The organism is Nonomuraea sp. NPDC049624, from assembly GCF_040675255.1.
Taxonomy (GTDB): domain Bacteria; phylum Actinomycetota; class Actinomycetes; order Streptosporangiales; family Streptosporangiaceae; genus Nonomuraea.
Map to the genome: position 1 here is coordinate 70,963 of NZ_JBFAOR010000018.1, position 16,263 is coordinate 87,225.

General features: G+C 74.3%; 17 protein-coding genes. 6 read left to right on the forward strand and 11 right to left on the reverse strand.

Annotated features, from left to right (window positions below; translation table 11 throughout):
- Positions 1 to 9 precede the first annotated feature (9 nt).
- Both AB0J76_RS45435 and AB0J76_RS45440 read right to left on the reverse strand, forming a co-directional pair.
- Positions 10 to 501 carry a hypothetical protein gene (locus AB0J76_RS45435; protein ID WP_364393559.1) on the reverse strand — a complete coding sequence of 164 codons (492 nt, stop codon included), beginning with the start codon at positions 499 to 501 and terminating at the stop codon, positions 10 to 12.
- A 72-nt stretch (positions 502 to 573) separates the two neighbouring features.
- Complete coding sequence (locus tag AB0J76_RS45440; RefSeq protein WP_364393562.1) at positions 574 to 1,740, reverse strand: globin domain-containing protein; 1,167 nt, start codon at positions 1,738 to 1,740, stop codon at positions 574 to 576.
- A gap of 211 nt (positions 1,741 to 1,951) precedes the next feature.
- On the opposite strand from AB0J76_RS45440, the gene AB0J76_RS45445 reads away from it, so the two are divergent.
- Positions 1,952 to 2,377, forward strand: a complete 426-nt coding sequence (locus AB0J76_RS45445) for a pyridoxamine 5'-phosphate oxidase family protein (RefSeq protein WP_352331538.1) — start codon at positions 1,952 to 1,954, stop codon at positions 2,375 to 2,377.
- A gap of 52 nt (positions 2,378 to 2,429) precedes the next feature.
- Here the strand turns inward: AB0J76_RS45445 and AB0J76_RS45450 are convergent, their stop codons facing one another.
- Positions 2,430 to 3,185 carry a sigma 54 modulation/S30EA ribosomal C-terminal domain-containing protein gene (locus AB0J76_RS45450; RefSeq protein ID WP_364393565.1) on the reverse strand — a complete coding sequence of 252 codons (756 nt, stop codon included), beginning with the start codon at positions 3,183 to 3,185 and terminating at the stop codon, positions 2,430 to 2,432.
- 122 nt (positions 3,186 to 3,307) lie between these two features.
- A complete protein-coding gene (locus AB0J76_RS45455) occupies positions 3,308 to 3,775 on the reverse strand; it encodes a MarR family transcriptional regulator (RefSeq protein WP_364393568.1) in 468 nt (155 codons plus the stop codon).
- Positions 3,776 to 3,842: 67 nt separating this feature from the next.
- Here AB0J76_RS45455 and AB0J76_RS45460 point away from each other — a divergent pair, with 67 nt between their 5' ends.
- From AB0J76_RS45460 to AB0J76_RS45475, 4 genes are all read left to right on the forward strand, one after another.
- Complete coding sequence (locus AB0J76_RS45460; RefSeq protein ID WP_352329354.1) at positions 3,843 to 4,619, forward strand: SDR family NAD(P)-dependent oxidoreductase; 777 nt, start codon at positions 3,843 to 3,845, stop codon at positions 4,617 to 4,619.
- Between the two features lie 55 nt (positions 4,620 to 4,674).
- Positions 4,675 to 5,508, forward strand: coding sequence for an SGNH/GDSL hydrolase family protein (locus AB0J76_RS45465; protein WP_352329356.1), 834 nt, complete (start codon positions 4,675 to 4,677; stop codon positions 5,506 to 5,508).
- Positions 5,505 to 6,146: an SDR family oxidoreductase gene (locus tag AB0J76_RS45470; protein WP_352329358.1), complete on the forward strand. Its 642-nt coding sequence runs from the start codon at positions 5,505 to 5,507 to the stop codon at positions 6,144 to 6,146. Before AB0J76_RS45465 ends, AB0J76_RS45470 begins: the two co-directional genes overlap by 4 nt.
- 94 nt (positions 6,147 to 6,240) lie before the next feature.
- Complete coding sequence (locus tag AB0J76_RS45475) at positions 6,241 to 8,847, forward strand: LuxR C-terminal-related transcriptional regulator (RefSeq protein WP_352329360.1); 2,607 nt, start codon at positions 6,241 to 6,243, stop codon at positions 8,845 to 8,847.
- 43 nt (positions 8,848 to 8,890) lie between these two features.
- Here AB0J76_RS45475 and AB0J76_RS45480 read toward each other — a convergent pair whose 3' ends face one another.
- The 5 genes from AB0J76_RS45480 to AB0J76_RS45500 form a co-directional block, all read right to left on the reverse strand.
- Entirely contained in the window at positions 8,891 to 9,577 is a 687-nt protein-coding gene (locus AB0J76_RS45480) for a hypothetical protein (protein WP_352329361.1), read from the reverse strand.
- Between the two features lie 27 nt (positions 9,578 to 9,604).
- On the reverse strand, positions 9,605 to 9,925 hold the full coding sequence (locus tag AB0J76_RS45485) for a hypothetical protein (protein WP_352329363.1): 321 nt from the start codon (positions 9,923 to 9,925) through the stop codon (positions 9,605 to 9,607).
- 146 nt (positions 9,926 to 10,071) lie between these two features.
- A complete protein-coding gene (locus AB0J76_RS45490; protein ID WP_352331337.1) occupies positions 10,072 to 10,788 on the reverse strand; it encodes an alpha/beta hydrolase in 717 nt (238 codons plus the stop codon).
- 134 nt (positions 10,789 to 10,922) lie between these two features.
- The gene (locus AB0J76_RS45495) at positions 10,923 to 11,429 is read right to left on the reverse strand and encodes a GNAT family N-acetyltransferase (RefSeq protein ID WP_364393575.1); all 507 of its coding nucleotides are present in this window, start codon (positions 11,427 to 11,429) and stop codon (positions 10,923 to 10,925) included.
- Positions 11,430 to 11,511: 82 nt separating this feature from the next.
- On the reverse strand, positions 11,512 to 12,357 hold the full coding sequence (locus AB0J76_RS45500; protein ID WP_364393578.1) for an acyl-CoA thioester hydrolase/BAAT C-terminal domain-containing protein: 846 nt from the start codon (positions 12,355 to 12,357) through the stop codon (positions 11,512 to 11,514).
- 105 nt (positions 12,358 to 12,462) lie between these two features.
- Here AB0J76_RS45500 and AB0J76_RS45505 point away from each other — a divergent pair, with 105 nt between their 5' ends.
- A complete protein-coding gene (locus AB0J76_RS45505) occupies positions 12,463 to 12,759 on the forward strand; it encodes a DUF4287 domain-containing protein (RefSeq protein WP_364393581.1) in 297 nt (98 codons plus the stop codon).
- A gap of 57 nt (positions 12,760 to 12,816) precedes the next feature.
- Here AB0J76_RS45505 and AB0J76_RS45510 read toward each other — a convergent pair whose 3' ends face one another.
- Positions 12,817 to 13,812: a ribonucleotide-diphosphate reductase subunit beta gene (locus AB0J76_RS45510; RefSeq protein WP_352329601.1), complete on the reverse strand. Its 996-nt coding sequence runs from the start codon at positions 13,810 to 13,812 to the stop codon at positions 12,817 to 12,819.
- Positions 13,813 to 13,829: 17 nt separating this feature from the next.
- Entirely contained in the window at positions 13,830 to 16,250 is a 2,421-nt protein-coding gene (locus tag AB0J76_RS45515) for a ribonucleoside-diphosphate reductase subunit alpha (protein ID WP_352329603.1), read from the reverse strand.
- Between the last annotated feature and the right edge of the window lie 13 nt (positions 16,251 to 16,263).

A 16,263-nucleotide genomic window follows, 5' to 3' on the forward strand; every position in this document is an offset into this window, starting at 1 on the left:
CGTCCCCCGTCACGCGTCGGCGGCGAGGGTGGCGCCGCAGGTCAGCAGGGCGGCGCCGGTGAGCGTCAGCAGCCCGCCCAGGCCGATGGCCAGGTTGCCGAGCTGCCAGGCCTGGTAGGCGTTGAGCAGGGAGGCGCGCAGCATCTGGCCGGTGAAGGCGGTCTGCCGCAGGCCCTCCAGCTCGGCGTCCGCGCCGCCCGCCGCGAACAGCTCGGCGCTGACCTGCGCGTACGTCCGGCCGCCGGTGGCGGTCAGCACGTTGCGGCCGATCACCTGGGCGTAGGCCCTGGCCTGCGGGCCGGTCAGGACGGCGCGGCCCTGGTGGGCGGCGAGCCCGGCGGGCAGCCCCTTGGCGGGGAAGCTGATGGCCTGCCGGCGCAGCTCGTCGCGGATCTCGCCGCGCGCCTGGACGCCTCGGGCGGCCATGACGGGACCGGCGGCCGCCATCGCGGCGCCGGCGGCGCCCAGAAGCGCCCTCGCCGCGCCTCGGACAACGCTCATCTCATCCTCCTGGTCACGTGGATCGCCGGTGGACCGGCGGGTGGTCCGGCGGGGGGCCGCCGGGGCGGGCGGTCAGCCGGCGGCGAGCCACAGGTCGGGCCCGAAGACCTCGTAGTGCACGTCGCGGGCCGCCACGCCGGCCTTCAGCAGCGCGGCGCGCGCCTCGCGCATGAACGGCAGCGGCCCGCACAGGTAGGCGACCGCGCCCTGCGGGATCGGCACGCCGGCCAGGTCCATCAGGCCGTCGCGGTCGGGGGCCTGGGCGCCGCGCTCGTACCAGAAGACGTGCTCGGGGGCCAGGCGGGTCATGTCCTCGCGCAGCGCGTGCCGGTCGGGCGAGCGGTCGGCGTGCAGGGTCAGGACGCGGCGGCGGGAGCCGGTGGCGGCGAGGTGGTCGAGCATGGCCACCATGGGGGTGCCGCCGATGCCGGCGCTCACCAGCACCAGCGGCGCCTCGGAGTCGTCCAGGGTGACGTCGCCGAAGGGGGCGGACAGGGTGAGCTCGTCGCCCTGGCGCACGGTGGCGTGCAGCAGGGTGGACACCTCGCCGGCGGGGTCGCCGTCCACGCGCTTGACGGTGATCCGGCGCAGGCCGTCGCCGGCGTTGGACAGCGTGTACTGGCGGAGCTGGCGCACGCCGTCGGGCATCTCGACCTGGACGCTGACGTACTGGCCGGGGCGGGCGGGCGGCGGGGGCTCCTCGCCGAGCGGGGTGAGCAGGAAGGAGGCGACGTCGGGCGTCTCCTCGCGGCGGCCGGCCACCCGCCAGCGCCGCCACGTGCGGCCCTCGACGGCGCCTGCCTCGGCGTAGAGGCGGGCCTCCATGGCGATCAGGGCGCCGGCCATCAGCCAGTAGACCTCGTCCCAGGCGGCGGCGACCTGCGGGGTGACGGCCTGGCCGAGCACCTCGGCGATCGCGCCGAACAGGTACTTGTGCACGATCACGTACTGGTCGTCGGTGACGCCGACCGCGGTGTGCTTGTGCGCGATCCGCGCGAGCAGGTGGTCGGGCCGCTGGTCGGGGTGGTCCAGGAGGGTGGTGGCGAAGGCCGCGACGGAGGCCGCCAGCGCCTTGCGCTGCTCGCCGCTGGCCTGGTTGCCGCGGTTGAACAGGCCGTCCAGCAGCTCGGGCCGGTCGGCGAACATCGTCGCGTAGAACCGCTCGGTGATCGCGTCGAGCGAGGCGCCCACGACGGGCAGCGTGGCGCGGACGACGGCGGCGGATTCCGCGGACAACATGTGACCTCCACAGTCCCAGGGGTGAGACCCGCGACCGCGGGCCGGTTCTCAGGCTAGGGAGCGCGGCCCGGCCGCTGACCGGGGCGAACGTCCGCACTTGAAGGGCCGAAGGTCCCGGACGGGACATCCGGCCGCCCGCGGGCCGGTCGGCGGGGAAGATGGGACTTTCGTCCCTGCCGCGGGCGGCGGCGGGTGCGGGATCCTGGAGAGCATGCAGCTCGACTCGTCCGGACTGCAGGTGCTCTCCGAGGAGGAGTGCTTCCTGCTGCTGTCCTCGATGCCCATCGGGCGGATCGTGTTCACCGATCGTGCCCTGCCCGCCGTCCAGCCGGTCAACTTCTGTCTCGACGGGCGGTCCGTCGTGATCCGCACCGCGGCGGGGTCGAAGCTGGCGGCGGCCACCCGGCGGGCCGTGGTGGCCTTCGAGGCCGACGACTTCGACGCCGGGCTGCGTACCGGCTGGTCGGTCACGGCGGTGGGGCACGCGCGCGAGGTGACCGACGCCGCCGAGCTGGCCCGCCTGGCCGGGCTGCCGCTGACGACGTGGGCGCCGGGCGAGCGGGACCACTACATCGTGGTCGAGGCCGAGCAGATCTCCGGCCGGCGCATCGCCCCCGCCCGCGCGGCCGTCGTGTGACGGGTTCCTGAACGGCCGGCGCCGCCCCCGGTCCAGGGGGCGGCGCCGGTTCTCAGTCCTCGTGCGCGGTGGTCACCAGGCCGTAGTCGCCGTCGTCGCGGCGGTAGAGGAGGCAGCCCGCTCCGGTCGCGGAGTCGGCGAAGAAGACGAACGGGAAACCGGTCAGCTCCAGCCGGTCGAGGGCCTGCGCGGCGGTGAGGCGGGGGGCGGGCAGCGGGCTGACCGAGATCGCCGCGCAGGTCGGCGCCGGCAGGTCGGGACGCGGGTCGAGCTGGGCGAGGCGGTAGCCGTCGCCGGTGCGGTAGATCACGCTGTCCTGGCCGGTCGCGGCCTCGGTGAACAGCAGGAAGTCGTAGTCGAGGTCGTCCATGTCCACGGCCGCCTCGTCGGGCACGGCGCGGGCGGCCGTGTACGTCCGGACGATGCGGCGTTCCCCGGCGGGCGGGGCGGGGTGGGACGGCCGGGGGTGGCGGCCGCGCCGGTTCTCCCAGTCGCGGGTGCTCTCCAGCAGCCGCGCCCGCAGCCGGTCGCCGAGCAGGTGGATGGCAGCGCGGGTGGAGCCGGCGCCGGCCCGGGCCCTGATGAGCCGGCCCTGGACGTCCACCACGGCCTCGGCCGTCCGCCGCTCCCCCGCGACCTGCGGTGTGGCGGCGAGCTTGACCGTCGCGCCGAGCACCGGCTCGTGGGCGAGCCGGGTCAGGTCGGCCACGGTGTGGCGGGCACGCCGCACGTCGGCCGCGCGCACGCCGCCGCCGCGGATCCTGACCTGCACGTCGTCGGCGTCAAGGGCGATGGGCCTGTGCCTCATTCGTGAACACCTTCTTCGCATCCGGTGGTGATGACCCAAGCCTCTGGCCTGGGCGGATGCGGCTGCCAGAGCCGTAGGTCCCGCCGCGCGGTGACCTACGGCCCGCCGGGCGGCGGGCGGCCTCAGAAGCGGCGGTAGCCGGGATGCACGCCCGGTGTCAGGCCCTGGTCGGCGGCGACCAGCTCCAGCAGGGCGAGCAGCTGGCCGCGCTGGTCGGGGCTGAGGCACGAGGTCAGGTCGGCCTCGTGCGCCATCGCGGTCTTCCTGATGTCCTCCATCACCTTCGCGCCCTGCTCGGTCAGGTGCAGCTCGTGGTTGCGGCGGTCGCCGGCCGAGCGGCGCCGCTCCACCAGTCCGGCCCGGTCGAGCGGGTCGAGCAGCGCGGTGACCCGGCTGGGCACGACGCCGAGGTCGGCGGCGAGCGACTGCTGGCTGCGGCCGGGCTGGAGGGCGATCATCCGCAGCAGCCCGACGTCGGACGGCGACAGGCCGAGCTCGGCGACCCGCGCGGCGAACCGGCCGGCGGCGTGCGCGCCGAGCTGCGCGAGCAGGAAGGCGACGCCCATCGGGCGGTTGCGGGACGCGGACACAGCGCATACTGTACTCCGCACAGAACCATTCATAAGAGTGAACCTTTCTCCAGAGAGAAGCAATGCGATGACCACCGACCGGCCTGACTGGCCCAGACATCCCGGACTGGAGGGCAAGGTCGCCCTCGTCACCGGCGGTTCCCGCGGCATCGGCGCGGCCACCTGCCACGCGCTGGCCGCCAACGGCGTCCGGGTCGCGGTCACCGGCCGCGACACCGAGGCGGTGGACCGCGTCGTCGCCTCGATCGCCGCCGAGGGCGGCCGGGCGCTGGCCGCGCCCGGCGACGTGACCGACGCGGGCGTCCTGGCCCGCATCCGCGCCGAGGTGGAGGCCGCGCTCGGGCCGGTGGACATCCTGGCCCCGTTCGCCGGCGGGCAGGGCGTGCCCGCGCCGACCGCGGGGCTCGACCCCGGCCGCTGGCGCGCCGTGCTGGAGTCCGACCTGACCTCGGTGTTCCTCACCGTCCACGAGTTCCTGCCGGGCATGCTGGAGCGGCGCGACGGGTCGATCATCCTGATGTCGTCCACCGCGGGCCGGCAGCCCGGAGGCGCCAACGCCGCCTACGCCGCCGCCAAGGCCGGCGTGGTCATGTTCGCCCGGCACCTGGCCGCCGAGGTGGGCGGCGACGGCGTGCGGGTCAACTGCCTGGCGCCCTCGGCCGTGCTCAACGACAAGCTCGCCGCGCTGCCCGCCGAGCGGCTCGCCCAGCTCGCCGCGGCCTTCCCGCTCGGGCGCGTCGGCCGTCCCGCCGACGTCGCCCAGGCCGTCCTCTACCTCGCCTCGCCCGCCGCCTCCTGGGTGACCGGGGCGACCCTCGACCTCACCGGCGGACGGGTCTCGTGATCTACGCCGCGCTCCGCCCGTCCCCCGCATCCACCGTCCAGACGGAGGCCAAGTCATGACCGACCCGATGACCGAACGGCTCGTCCGGTTCCAGCGGCCCGGCGCCCTGCCGTACCTGATCGGCGCGGACGAGGCCCGCCTCGCCGCCCTGTTCGGCCTCGACGCGGGCGCCTACCGCGCGCTGCTGGACGCCTTCGACCACCAGACCCGGCAGGCCGCCGAGACGCTGCTGGCCCGGCCCGGCCTCGCCGACGCCGTCGACCGGCTGCCCCTGCACCCCGAAGACGCCCGCGACTCCCGCGACGCCTTCCACGTCGTCGCCCTCGGCGAGAGCACCACCGCCGACCGCCTGTCCTGGTTCGAGATCCTGCGCCAGGTGGTCGCGCTGCGCCGTCCCGGCGACGCCGTCCGCTTCACCAACCTGGCGATCACCGGCAGCACCACCACCCAGGCAATCACCCAGCTCCCCGCCCTCGGCTTCCAGCGGCCCGACCTGGTGCTGTGCATGATCGGCGCCAACGACGCCCAGCACCTGGCCCCCGACGCGCCGACCCTGGTCAGCGCCGCCGAGACCGAGCGCAACCTGGCCATGCTGCACGACCTGGCCCAGCAGCGGGGGGCCGTCCGCTGGGTCTGGCTCACACCCAGCCCCTTCGACGAGCCGCGCGCCGCCGCCTACCCGCACTTCCGGCGCGCCGGCATCACCTGGGCCGGCAAGGACGTCGACGCCACCGCCGACCACCTGCTGGGCCGTCCCGAGCCGACCGTGGACACCAGGCTCGCCGTCCGCGAGGACCACCACTTCCTCGACGACGGCGTGCACCTGAGCATCGAGGGCCAGCGCGAGATCGCCGAGGCCGTCATACGGGCCCTGGCCGGTGCGGCATGAGGCTGATGGTCCTCGGCGCGACCGGCGGCACCGGACGCCAGGTGGTCGAGCAGGCGGTCGCCGCCGGGCACGACGTCACCGTCCTGGCCCGCGACCCCGCCCGCGTCCCGGCGGGCGAGCGGGTGAGCGTGATCGGCGGCGACGTGCTCACCCCCGGCCCCTGGCGGGAGGCCGTCGCCGGGCACGAGGCCGTGCTGTCCTGCCTGGGCAGCACCGACCGCGGCCACCCCACCACCGTCTACTCCCAGGGCACCGCCAACGTCATCGCCGCCATGCGTGACGGCGGGGTGCGCCGCCTGCTGTGCCTGTCGTCGGCGGGCCTGGACATCCCGCCGGGCACGCCGCTGGGCCGCCGCCTGGTCACCCGCTTCGTGATCCAGCGCCTCTACCGGCACGGCTACGCCGACATGAGACGCATGGAGGCCGCCGTCACCGCCGCCCACGACATCGACTGGACGATCGTGCGCCCGCCGATGCTCACCGACGGCCCGCTGACCGGCCGCTACCGCACCGCCGAGAACGCGCCCCTGGCCAAGGCGGGCTCGATCTCCCGCGCCGACCTGGCCCACTACCTGCTCGACCACCTCACCGACGAGCACAACCGCCACGCCGTCGTCGAGATCGCCGGCGGCTCCTGATCCGCCAGGCGAACGCCGGCGAAGGCGACATTCCGGCTGACTCGTGCCCGTCCGGCGTGTCAGACTGCGGCAGACGACGCAGCGGGAGGCGGGCATGTGGCCGTTCGTGGGCAGGGAGTCCGATCTGGGCCGCGTCACCACCGCCCTGCGCGATCCGGCGGCCGGCGCGCTGGCGATCACCGGCCCGCCGGGCGTCGGCAAGAGCCGGCTGGTGTACGAGGCGCTCGCCACGCTCGATCCGTCCAGGTTCGTCGTGCATTCGGTGCCGGCCACCTCGGGCAACTCCGACGTGCCGCTCGGCCCGCTCGGCGTGCTCGTGCCCGACGGCGTCGTGGGCGTGGCCAGCCGCGGCGTGCTGGTGCGGGCCATGGTCGCGGCCCTGACGGCCGGGTCGCGCCGCGCGGTGGTCGTCGTGGACGACGCCCACCTGCTCGACGACGAGTCGGCGGCCGTGCTGCGCCACCTGGCCCGGACGCGGGCCGCGTTCGTGCTGGTGGTGCTGCGCGCCGGCGAGCCGTTCTCCGAGTGGCTGGCCGCGTTGTGGACCGAAGGGCTGGCCGAGCGGATCGAGCCGGCCGCGCTGTCGCCGTCCGAGGTGGGCCAGGTGCTGCACGAGGTGCTCGGCGGCCAGGCGGCCGAGCTCACCGTACGCCGTCTGCACGAGCTGACCGCCGGCAACCCGCTCCTGCTGCGCGAGGTCGTGCTGGCCGGCATGCAGGCCGGGACGCTGGCCGAGACCAAGGGCGTGTGGCGATGGGAGGGCCCCTGGCTGGTCGCCCCCCGGCTGACCGAGCTGGTGGCCAGGCGGCTCGGCGCGCTCGCCGACCAGGAACGGTGGGCGCTCGAACTGCTCGCCCTGGCCGAGCCCGTCTCGGTCGGCGTGGTCACCCGGCTCGTCCCCGAAGACCTGCTCACCCGCCTGGAGGCGCGCGGCCTGCTGTGGATCCAGCGCGACGGCCGCCGCTCCCTTCTGCGCCTGGCCCACCCCCTGTACGGCGAGGCGCTGCGCGACGGCTGCCCGGAGCTGCGCACCCGCAGGGCCAAGCGCGTGCTGGCCGAGGCCATCGCCGCCACGGGGGCCCGCCGCCGCTCCGACGCGCTGCGCATCGTCCGCTGGAGCCTCGACGCCGGCGTCCAGCCGCCGCCCGGCATGCTGCTGATCGCCACCCGGCGCGCCTGGACGCTGCTCGACCTGCCGCTGGCCGAACAGCTCGCCCGCGCCGCCACCGAGTCGGCCCTGCTGAACGGCGACGTCGAGCAGGGCGTCGGCGCGGCGCAGGTCCTGTGGCGGGTGCTCATCTCGGGCGAGCGCACCGGCGAGCTCATGGCCATGCTCGACGTCATGGACGCCGTCGCCACCGCCGGCCACCACCACGACAAGATCGCGTTCGGCCGGGCCGAGACGCTGTTCTGGGGGCTCGGCGACCCCGCCGCCCATCGCGCGCTGCCCGTCCGCGACGCGGCCCTGACCCCGGAGCACGCCGAGGAGCGGGCGGCCCTGGGCTCGGTGTTCGCGGCGTTCTCCGGCGACCTGCGCCCGGCGCTGTCGGAGCTGCCGCCGCTGTTCCGGGCGGGGATGGTCAACAAGGAGGCCGAGGTCAAGGCCCGCCTGGCGCACGAGCTGGCCGGCGCCTACGGCGGCCGGCCGCCCGCGCCGCCGCACGACGCGCGCGATCCCGTGCTGGCCGAGGCGGTGGAGAACATGCCGTGGCTGCCGCCGACCACCGCGCTGGTCCAGGTGCAGGGCGCGCTCCTGGCCTGCCGTACGGACCTGGCCGCGCGGCTCGCCGGACGCGAGCAGGAGGCCGCCCTCGCCCACGGCTGGGAGTACGCGCTGATGGTGGCGGCCATCGCGATGGCCCAGGTCGCCCGGTTCACCGGCGACGTGGCGGAGGCCCGGCGCAGGCTGCGCGAGGCCGTCGTCCTCCATCGGCCCGACACCGTCACCGGCCGCCTGCTCCACCGCCTGCTCTACGGCGAGGTCGCGCACGCCGAGGCGCTGGCCGGTGAGGCCGACGCCGCGCAGGCCGCGCTGCGCACCGCCGACCGCCTGGAGTGGCCGCCCGCGACCATGTTCGGGCTGTGGGCCGACCTGGCCCGGCCGTGGGTGGCCGCCGCCCGGGGCGACGCCCGCGCCGCGGCCGGCCTGGCCCGCGCGACCGCCGTCCGGGCGCAGGCCATGGGCGCCGCGGCGGTGCACGCGCTCGCCCTGGCCGACGCCGTCCGGCTCGGCGCGGACGTACGGACCGCCCCGCCCGCCGCCACCACGGACGGCGGCGAGTCCCCCTACCTGCGATACGCGGCGGCGATCAGTACCGGCGACCCCGCCGCGCTGGAGGCGGCGGCCGGGGACTTCGCCCGCCTCGGCCTGCACCCCCTGGCCGCCGAGGGGTACGGCCGCGCCGCGCGCCGTCACCAGGAGCGCGGCCGTGCCCACACCGCCCGGCGCTGCTGGGGCCTGTCGGCCGAGCACCTGCGCCGCTGCCCCGGCCTGGCCCTGGCCGAACGGCTGCCCTCGACCGCTGAGCTGACCGCCCGCGAGCGCGAGGTGGCGACGCTGGCGCTGACCGGTTTGACCCACCGGCAGATCGCCGAACGGCTGGGCATCTCCAAACGCACCGTCGACAACCACGTCGCCCGCGCCTACGCCAAGCTCGGCGTCACCAGCCGCGGCGAGCTGCGCGACGTCCTGCGCCCCTGACGGCCGCCACCGCACCGCCCGGCCCGGCCGCCAGGCCCGGTCGTCAGACCCGGTCGGCGGCGCGGGCGGGTGGCGCGGTCGCCTCGCGGGTCCACGACGACGGCGCGGCCCCCTGCAACGGCGTGAAGTACCACAGGAAGGAGAGGGTGGGCGCGACGACGCCGGCGATCAGGTCGGCCCCCGACCCGCCGCTCCCGCCGAACCCCGCGCCGCTGACGCGGGCGTGCAGGTCGATCCACGCCCGGTAGTCGTGGCGGGCGGCGCAGGCGAAGTCGCCGCTGACCGCCGCCGACCCGCCCGGCGCCGGGTTGCTGAACAGCAGCTTGTTCTCCCCCACGTTGAACCCCGAGTCCCGCGCGATGACGAACTCCGGCCCGGTGACGACGGTGCCCGCCGTGAGGTCCTCCAGGCTGACGGCGAGGGTCACCGACAGCTCGGAGGAGTTCCACGACCTCTCGACGTGGAAGCGGGAGTCGGGGTCCAGCCGGAACGTCGCCCCGACCTGGGCCACCGAGGGCCCGTCGATGCGCCCGTTCTCATTGCGCGGGACGCCGATCGACGCGCCCAGCGAGGTGATCTGGTCCGCGGTGGAAGGCGCGCCGCGGTTGGTCGCCATCCGCAGCGCCAGATGGCCGGTGGCCAGGTCGTGCACGGCGGGGGCGACGGTGGGGGCGCCCAGGACCGCGCCGCCGGCCTCCCACGTCCAGCCGACCCTTGCGAAAAACGTCATGGTCCGTCCTCCTTGTGTCGGCTGTGGTCAGCGGGGTGGTCCGGCGGGGATCCGCAGGGCCGTCTGGCCGGCCAGGCTCTGCCTGGTCAGCTCGGCGCTGCGCCGGAGGCTGTCGCCGTTGGCGCGCAGCTGCTCGGTGCGCAACCGCCAGTCCCGGTCCCGCGCCTCCGAGCCGTCCGCCCCCTGCCGCTGCGTCTGCGTCCGCGCTTCTCCGGCCGGCGTCGCCGCGGCCCGCCCGGTCGGCAGGACCATCGCCGCCGTCGTGGCCACCGCGGCCGCCCCCGTCAGCCGCAGCAGCCCTCTCCTGCCTACGGACGGCTCCCGGTCGCCGTTCTGCTCGTCGTGCATCGCCCACCTCCATGCCGTGGTCTTCCTGCACCACGATGGTGGCCGCGCCGCGGGTCCCCTGTCGTGAGCACGCACGTGCTCAGCCGCGCCCGCCCGTACTCATCGGCGGCCCGCCGGCCGGGACGGCCTCCCGGCCGGCGGCGGCCTCAGGCCAGCCGGTCGGCGAGGAAGCGCAGGGCGCTGTCGATCTCGAAGTCCGGCACGTCCGCGTGCCCGCCGGGGTTGGCGTGCAGGGTCTTCTCGGCCGAGGCCAGGGCGTCGAACAGGGCCAGGGCCTCGGCCCGCGGCACCCGTTCGTCGTCCCACTGCAGCAGGAACCGCACCGGGACGGTGATCCCGGCGGCGGCCTGGGCCGAGGCCGGCGAGGTGCCGCTCAGCCCCAGGACCGCCGCGCCGATCCGCGGCTCGGCGGCCACCAGCGGGATCCCCAGGGCACAGCCCAGCGACACGCCCCAGTAACCCACCGGCCCCTGGTCGCCGAGCGCGTCCAGGACCGACCGCCACTCCGGCACGGTCCGGGCCGCCAGCAGCGCGTGCAGCTCGGCCAGCAGCGGGGTGGGGTCGCCCGCGCCGGCCATCCGCTCCCGCAGCGCGGCGATGAGTCGCTCGTGCTCGGCGCCCGGAGGCCGGTCGCCGTGGGCCGGGGCGTCGATGGCCGCCGCCGCGAGGCCGCGTTCGGCCGCCAGCCGGTGCGCGCGTCCGACGACGCCTGGGGCCCGCTTGTGCTGCCCGCCGCCGTGCCCGATGAGGATCAGGCCGCGGGGCTCGGCGTCCTGTGGGGTCCACAGGACGCCGGGGACGTCGCCGAGGGTGAAGGATCGTTCGATGACGCCGTCGGCCGACGTCCGGGTGAGAAAACGCATGCGCGTCTTGAGCCTTTCGGGATGCCTTGTGCGGGCGCTCCCTAGGCGATGCGCGTGAGGGAGCCCCGACCTGTCACAACGTTGATCGGTCTCACCCCCTCAGTTCGAATGCGTGGCGAAAACGTACCACACCATCAGATTTCGGCTGCGGTGAAGGAGATCCACACGTCCGGCGGGACGTCCGGGCGGTTCGGGACGGGCCGGCGCTCCTCCGTCCACGCCTCGCCGGCGAACTCGGTCGCGACGCGCCGCCAGAACGCCACGCCCGCCGTGTTGGCGTCCTGGAAGGCGATCCGCCACGGCCCGGGATGCCGGGAGATCACCTCCCGGACGACCCGCAGCCCTATCCCGGACCGGCGCGCCCCGCGCACGACGAAGAAGCTGTTCAGCACCCGGACCGGTCCGGCCGCCGCACGCACGAACGCGAACCCGACCGGCCGGTCGCCGCTGGTGAACAGGTAGGCCGTCCAGTCGTCACCATCGAGGGCGGTGCGCAGGCGGTCGCCGTGGTAGGTGCCGTCGGGGTCGGGCAGGCCACCCTGGAAGTCCGCCATGTCGTGGCGGAACATGAGCCAGAGGCGTTCGACGGTGGGGTGGTCCGCGGCCTCAACGGGCCGCACGTTTACCGCAGAAATGCTCATACAAGCACTCTCGGCCAGATGCAACATCCGGCCGGAAGGTACAAACTAGCAGAAGACGATCATCGCAGGCGACCCGCGGGCGTCAGCCGTGCAGCAGGTCGAGGATGTGCGGCCAGGCGTCGGCTCCGAGCCCGGCGTCGGCGACCGGGTCGCCCCCGTAGAGGAAGTCAGGAGACTCGGGGGCGGGCCCCTCCCCCGGCAGGCGCGGACGGTGACCGGCCTCGGCCCGGCTGACCACCCGCACCGGGAGCCCGTCGGCGCGACGCCGGGCGGCCAGCCGCCCGGCGAACGGCAGGGACGGCCACATGGCGTCGTCCCCGCCCGCCACCAGCAGCACGTCGGCCGCCGCCGCCTCGATCGGGATCTCCGCGGCCGGCACCAGGCCGGCGAACGTGCGCTCGCTGAGCTCGTACAGCTCGCGCAGGGCCAGCGGGCCGTGCTCGGGCTCGGCCTCGGCCCAGTCGTCGTCGTACGGGACGAACGGCAGCGGCCGCCCCCGCCACGTCCAGGACGACCGGTAGGGACGCTTCTCCCCGTCCGCCCCCGGCCCGACGTTGCCCCACACGACCGAGGTCGGCGACAGCGCCACCACCCCGCCGATCCGCCGATCCCGGACGGCGGTCAGCAGCGCGGCCTCGGCCCCCTTCGACATGCCCAGCACGCAGACCCGCCGGACGCCGGTGGACTCCAGCAGATCGACGGCCGACACGAACGTCTCCAGCGGGATCTCGCAGATGCCCGGCGGCTGGCCCGGACCGCCGAACCAGCGGATCGACAGCGCGGTCACCCCCTCCGCGGCCAGCAGGCGGGCCCTGTCCCGTTCGATCCGCCCGCTCGACCCCGCCAGCACGAGCACGCCCGTGCGGACGGCCGGGCCCGGCGTGACCAGGACGCCTTCCCACGGGCGGCTCAGTTCGCGCTCGTCCATCACCGTCACCCCTCGGCCCTCGGCGGAACGGCATTCTACTGAGACGGCGCACCCACCGAAATGGTGCATCATGGCCGCAACACCCCATGAGGAGCGGAGAACACCATGTCCTTCCAGGCTTACCTGGACAACATCGAAGGCAAGACCGGACCGACCCCCCGCCAGTTCATCGCCCTGGCGAAGGAACGCGGCTTCGACGCCCCGTCCACCAAGGCCGGGACGATCATCGACTGGCTCAAGCAGGACTACGACCTCGGACGCGGCCACGCCATGGCCCTCGTCCACGTGATCAAGAAGGGGCCGCAGATCGACGCCAGGCACGTCGGCGGCACCGGTTCCCACCGCGACGAGTCCGACGTCCTCTGGCTGGACGGCAAGGACAACCGTCCCGGCCCCGCCTGACCGCCCGGCGGGGATTCATCTCCAGCCGGGCGGCTTTACGTTGTAGATCTGTAGGGGTCAGAAGTCGGCGTCGAAGCTGACCGAGCCGGTCACCCCCACCTGGTACGCCGACACCCGCCGCTCGAAGAAGTTCGACAACTCCTGCACGTCCTGCAGCTCCATGAACGCGAACGGGTTCTTCGACCCGTACAGCGGCTCGATGCCGAGCTGGGCCAGCCGCCGGTCGGCCACGTGCTCCAGGTAGGAGCGCATGTCCGCGGTCGACATGCCCGGCACGCCCTGCCCGAGCAGGTCCTCGGCGAACTGCGCCTCGCAGTCGACCGCCTCGGCCAGCATCTCCCTGACCTGGCCGGCCATCTCCTCGTCGAAGAGGCCCGGCTCCTCCTGCCGAACGACGTCCACCACGTCGAAGGCGAAGGCCATGTGCATGGACTCGTCGCGGAAGACCCAGTTGGTGCCCGAGGCCAGGCCGTTCAGCAGGCCGCGCGAGCGCAGGAAGTAGACGTAGGCGAACGCGCCGTAGAAGAACAGGCCCTCGATGCAGGCGGCGAAGCAGATCAGGTTGAGCAGGAACGCCCGCCGGTCCTCGCGGGTCTCCAGCCGCTGGAGGCTGCCGATGGAGTCGATCCAGCGGAAGCAGAACTCGGCCTTGCGCCTGATGGAGGGGATGTTCTCCACCGCCGCGAACGCCGCGAACCGCTCCTCCTCGTCCGGCACGTAGGTGTCCAGCAGGTTCAGGTAGAACTGGACGTGCACCGCCTCCTCGAACAGCTGCCTGCTCAGGTACAGGCGCGCCTCGGGCGCGTTGACGTGCTGGTAGAGGTTGAGCACCAGGTTGTTGGCCACGATCGTGTCGCCGGTGGCGAAGAAGGCGACCAGGCGGCTGACCAGGTGGCGCTCGGCCGCCGACAGCTTGGGCAGGTCGTTCAGGTCGGAGTGCAGGTCCACCTCCTCGACCGTCCAGGTGTTCTTGATCGCGTCGCGGTAGCGGTCGAAGAACAGGGGGTAGCGCATGGGCCGCAGGGTCAGGCTCATGCCCGGGTCGAGCAACATCGGGTTCTCCTCGGGGGTCACTGGCAGGCCTCGCACGACTCGGGGTTCTCCAGGGAGCACACCAGGGCCTCCTCGGACTTGTTCGCGCGGGGCGCGGCGGGCGCGGAGGGCGCGAGGGGCACGGTGGCCTGCTGGATGCGGGTGGCCGGGCGCGAGCGCAGGTAGTAGGTGGTCTTCAGGCCGGACTTCCAGGCGTACAGGTACATCGAGGAGAGCTTGTCGATCGTCGGCGCGCTCATGAACAGGTTGAGCGACTGGCTCTGGTCGATGAACGGCGAGCGCGCGGCGGCCATGTCGATCAGCGCCCGCTGCGGCAGCTCCCAGGCGGTGCGGAACAGCCGGCGCACGTCCTCCGGCAGCTCGGCGATGCCCTGCACCGACCCCTCGGCCTGCTTGATGGCCGCCCGGACGCGCTCGTTCCACAGGCCGCGCGACTTCAGCTCGGCCACCAGCGCGTTGTTGATCTGCAGGAACTCCCCGCTCAGCGTCTCGCGCTTGAACAGGTTGGACACCTGCGGCTCGATGCACTCGTAGCAGCCGACGATCGAGGCGATGGTGGCGGTCGGCGCGATCGCGATCAGCAGCGAGTTGCGCAGGCCGTGCGCGGCGATGCGCTCGCGCACCGCGTCCCAGCGCCCGGCCTGGGTGCCGCTCTGGCCCCACAGGTCGTGCTGGAGCCGGCCGCGGGCCGCCCACGTCTGGTCGTAGGCGGGGTGGGCGCCGAAACGCTCGGCCAGGCCGGCGGAGGTCTCCAGCGCCGACAGGTAGATCTCCTCGGCGATCCGGGTGGACAGCTCCTTGGCCTCGGCCGAGTCGAACGGCAGGCGCAGGGCGAAGAAGACGTCCTGCAGGCCCATCACGCCGAGGCCGACCGGACGCCAGCGCGGGTTGCTGGCCGCGGCCTGCTCGCTCGGGTAGTAGTTGATGTCGATCACCCGGTCGAGGAAGGTGACCGCGGTGCGGACGGTGGCGCGCAGCCGCTCCCAGTCGATGTCGCCGCCGGTCAGGTGTGCGGCGAGGTTGACCGACCCGAGGTTGCAGACCGCGGTCTCGGCGTCGCTGGACACCTCGACGATCTCGGTGCACAGGTTGGACAGGTGCACCACGTTGCCGGGCTCGGCCGCCTGGTTGCACAGGCGGTTGGCGGCGTCCTTGAAGGTCATCCAGCCGTTGCCGGTCTGGGCCAGGGTGCGCATCATCTTGGCGTACAGGTCGCGGGCCTTGATCTGCCGGACGTACCGGCCGTCGCGCTCGGCGGCGCGGTATGCCTCCTCGAACGCCTCGCCCCACAGGTCGGGCAGCTCGGGGACCTCGTCGGGGTCGAACAGCGACCAGGTGCCGTCGGCCTCGACCCGGCGCATGAACTCGTCGGGGATCCAGTTGGCCAGGTTGAGGTTGTGGGTGCGGCGGGCGTCCTCGCCGGTGTTGTCGCGCAGCTCCAGGAACTCCTCGACGTCGGGGTGCCAGGGCTCCAGGTAGACGCAGGCCGCGCCCTTGCGCCGGCCGCCCTGGTTGACGGCGGCCACCGACGCGTCGAGCGTGCGCAGCCACGGGACGATGCCGTTGGAGTGCCCGTTCGTGCCGCGGATCAGCGCGCCCCGGGAGCGCACCCGCGACCAGGAGATGCCGATCCCGCCGGCGAACTTCGACAGCTGCGCCACCTGGGCGTACCGGTCGTAGATGGAGCCGATCTCGTCACGGGGCGAGTCGACCAGGTAGCAGGAGGACATCTGGGTGTGCCGGGTGCCGGAGTTGAACAGCGTCGGCGAGCTGGGCAGGTAGGCCAGCGACGACATGAGCCGGTAGAAGCCGACGGCCTCGGCGGGCGTCTCGGCCAGCCCGCAGGCCACGCGCAGCAGCCAGTACTGCGGCGTCTCCACCACCAGCCGGGTGGACGGGTGGCGCAGCAGGTAACGGTCGTAGACCGTGCGCAGCCCGAAGTACTCGAACCGCAGGTCGGCGGTGACGTCGATGGCGTCGTCCAGCTTGCGGGCGTTGGCGTTGACGAACTCGGCGGTCTCGTCGCCGATGAGCCCTTCGGCGTGGCCCAGCCGGATCGCCTGGCTGAAGGAGGCCACGCCCTGCCCGCGGACCTCCTTGTCGATGTAGCCCGACAGCAGCCGCGCGGCCAGGCGCGAGTACTGCGGCTCCTCGCCGATCATCTCGGCGGCCGTCTGGATGGACAGCCGGTCCAGCTCGGCGGTGGTGGCCCCGTCGTAGAGGCCGCTGATCGTCTTGGTGGCCACCCGCATCGGGTCGATGTCCGTCAGATCGGTCGCCCAGTGCTCCACCGCACGTACGATCTTGTTGACGTCGACCGGCTCAGCGGTGCCGTTGCGCTTGCGCACCTGCATCTGCACGCGCCGCGGCGCGGACCTGTCGGCGTCCGCCCGCGCCGGCTCGGCCAGGTCCGTCATCGGGTCCCCTGTGACCGTCACTGCGCTCTCCCCT

Coding starts and splice junctions, on each gene's coding strand:
- AB0J76_RS45435 (WP_364393559.1), bottom strand. CDS start 501: ATGAGCGTTGTCCGAGGCGCGGCGAGGGCGCTTCTGGGCGCCGCCGGC.
- AB0J76_RS45440 (WP_364393562.1), bottom strand. CDS start 1,740: ATGTTGTCCGCGGAATCCGCCGCCGTCGTCCGCGCCACGCTGCCCGTC.
- AB0J76_RS45445 (WP_352331538.1), top strand. CDS start 1,952: ATGCAGCTCGACTCGTCCGGACTGCAGGTGCTCTCCGAGGAGGAGTGC.
- AB0J76_RS45450 (WP_364393565.1), bottom strand. CDS start 3,185: ATGAGGCACAGGCCCATCGCCCTTGACGCCGACGACGTGCAGGTCAGG.
- AB0J76_RS45460 (WP_352329354.1), top strand. CDS start 3,843: ATGACCACCGACCGGCCTGACTGGCCCAGACATCCCGGACTGGAGGGC.
- AB0J76_RS45465 (WP_352329356.1), top strand. CDS start 4,675: ATGACCGACCCGATGACCGAACGGCTCGTCCGGTTCCAGCGGCCCGGC.
- AB0J76_RS45470 (WP_352329358.1), top strand. CDS start 5,505: ATGAGGCTGATGGTCCTCGGCGCGACCGGCGGCACCGGACGCCAGGTG.
- AB0J76_RS45475 (WP_352329360.1), top strand. CDS start 6,241: ATGTGGCCGTTCGTGGGCAGGGAGTCCGATCTGGGCCGCGTCACCACC.
- AB0J76_RS45480 (WP_352329361.1), bottom strand. CDS start 9,577: ATGACGTTTTTCGCAAGGGTCGGCTGGACGTGGGAGGCCGGCGGCGCG.
- AB0J76_RS45485 (WP_352329363.1), bottom strand. CDS start 9,925: ATGCACGACGAGCAGAACGGCGACCGGGAGCCGTCCGTAGGCAGGAGA.
- AB0J76_RS45490 (WP_352331337.1), bottom strand. CDS start 10,788: ATGCGTTTTCTCACCCGGACGTCGGCCGACGGCGTCATCGAACGATCC.
- AB0J76_RS45495 (WP_364393575.1), bottom strand. CDS start 11,429: ATGAGCATTTCTGCGGTAAACGTGCGGCCCGTTGAGGCCGCGGACCAC.
- AB0J76_RS45500 (WP_364393578.1), bottom strand. CDS start 12,357: ATGGACGAGCGCGAACTGAGCCGCCCGTGGGAAGGCGTCCTGGTCACG.
- AB0J76_RS45505 (WP_364393581.1), top strand. CDS start 12,463: ATGTCCTTCCAGGCTTACCTGGACAACATCGAAGGCAAGACCGGACCG.
- AB0J76_RS45510 (WP_352329601.1), bottom strand. CDS start 13,812: ATGTTGCTCGACCCGGGCATGAGCCTGACCCTGCGGCCCATGCGCTAC.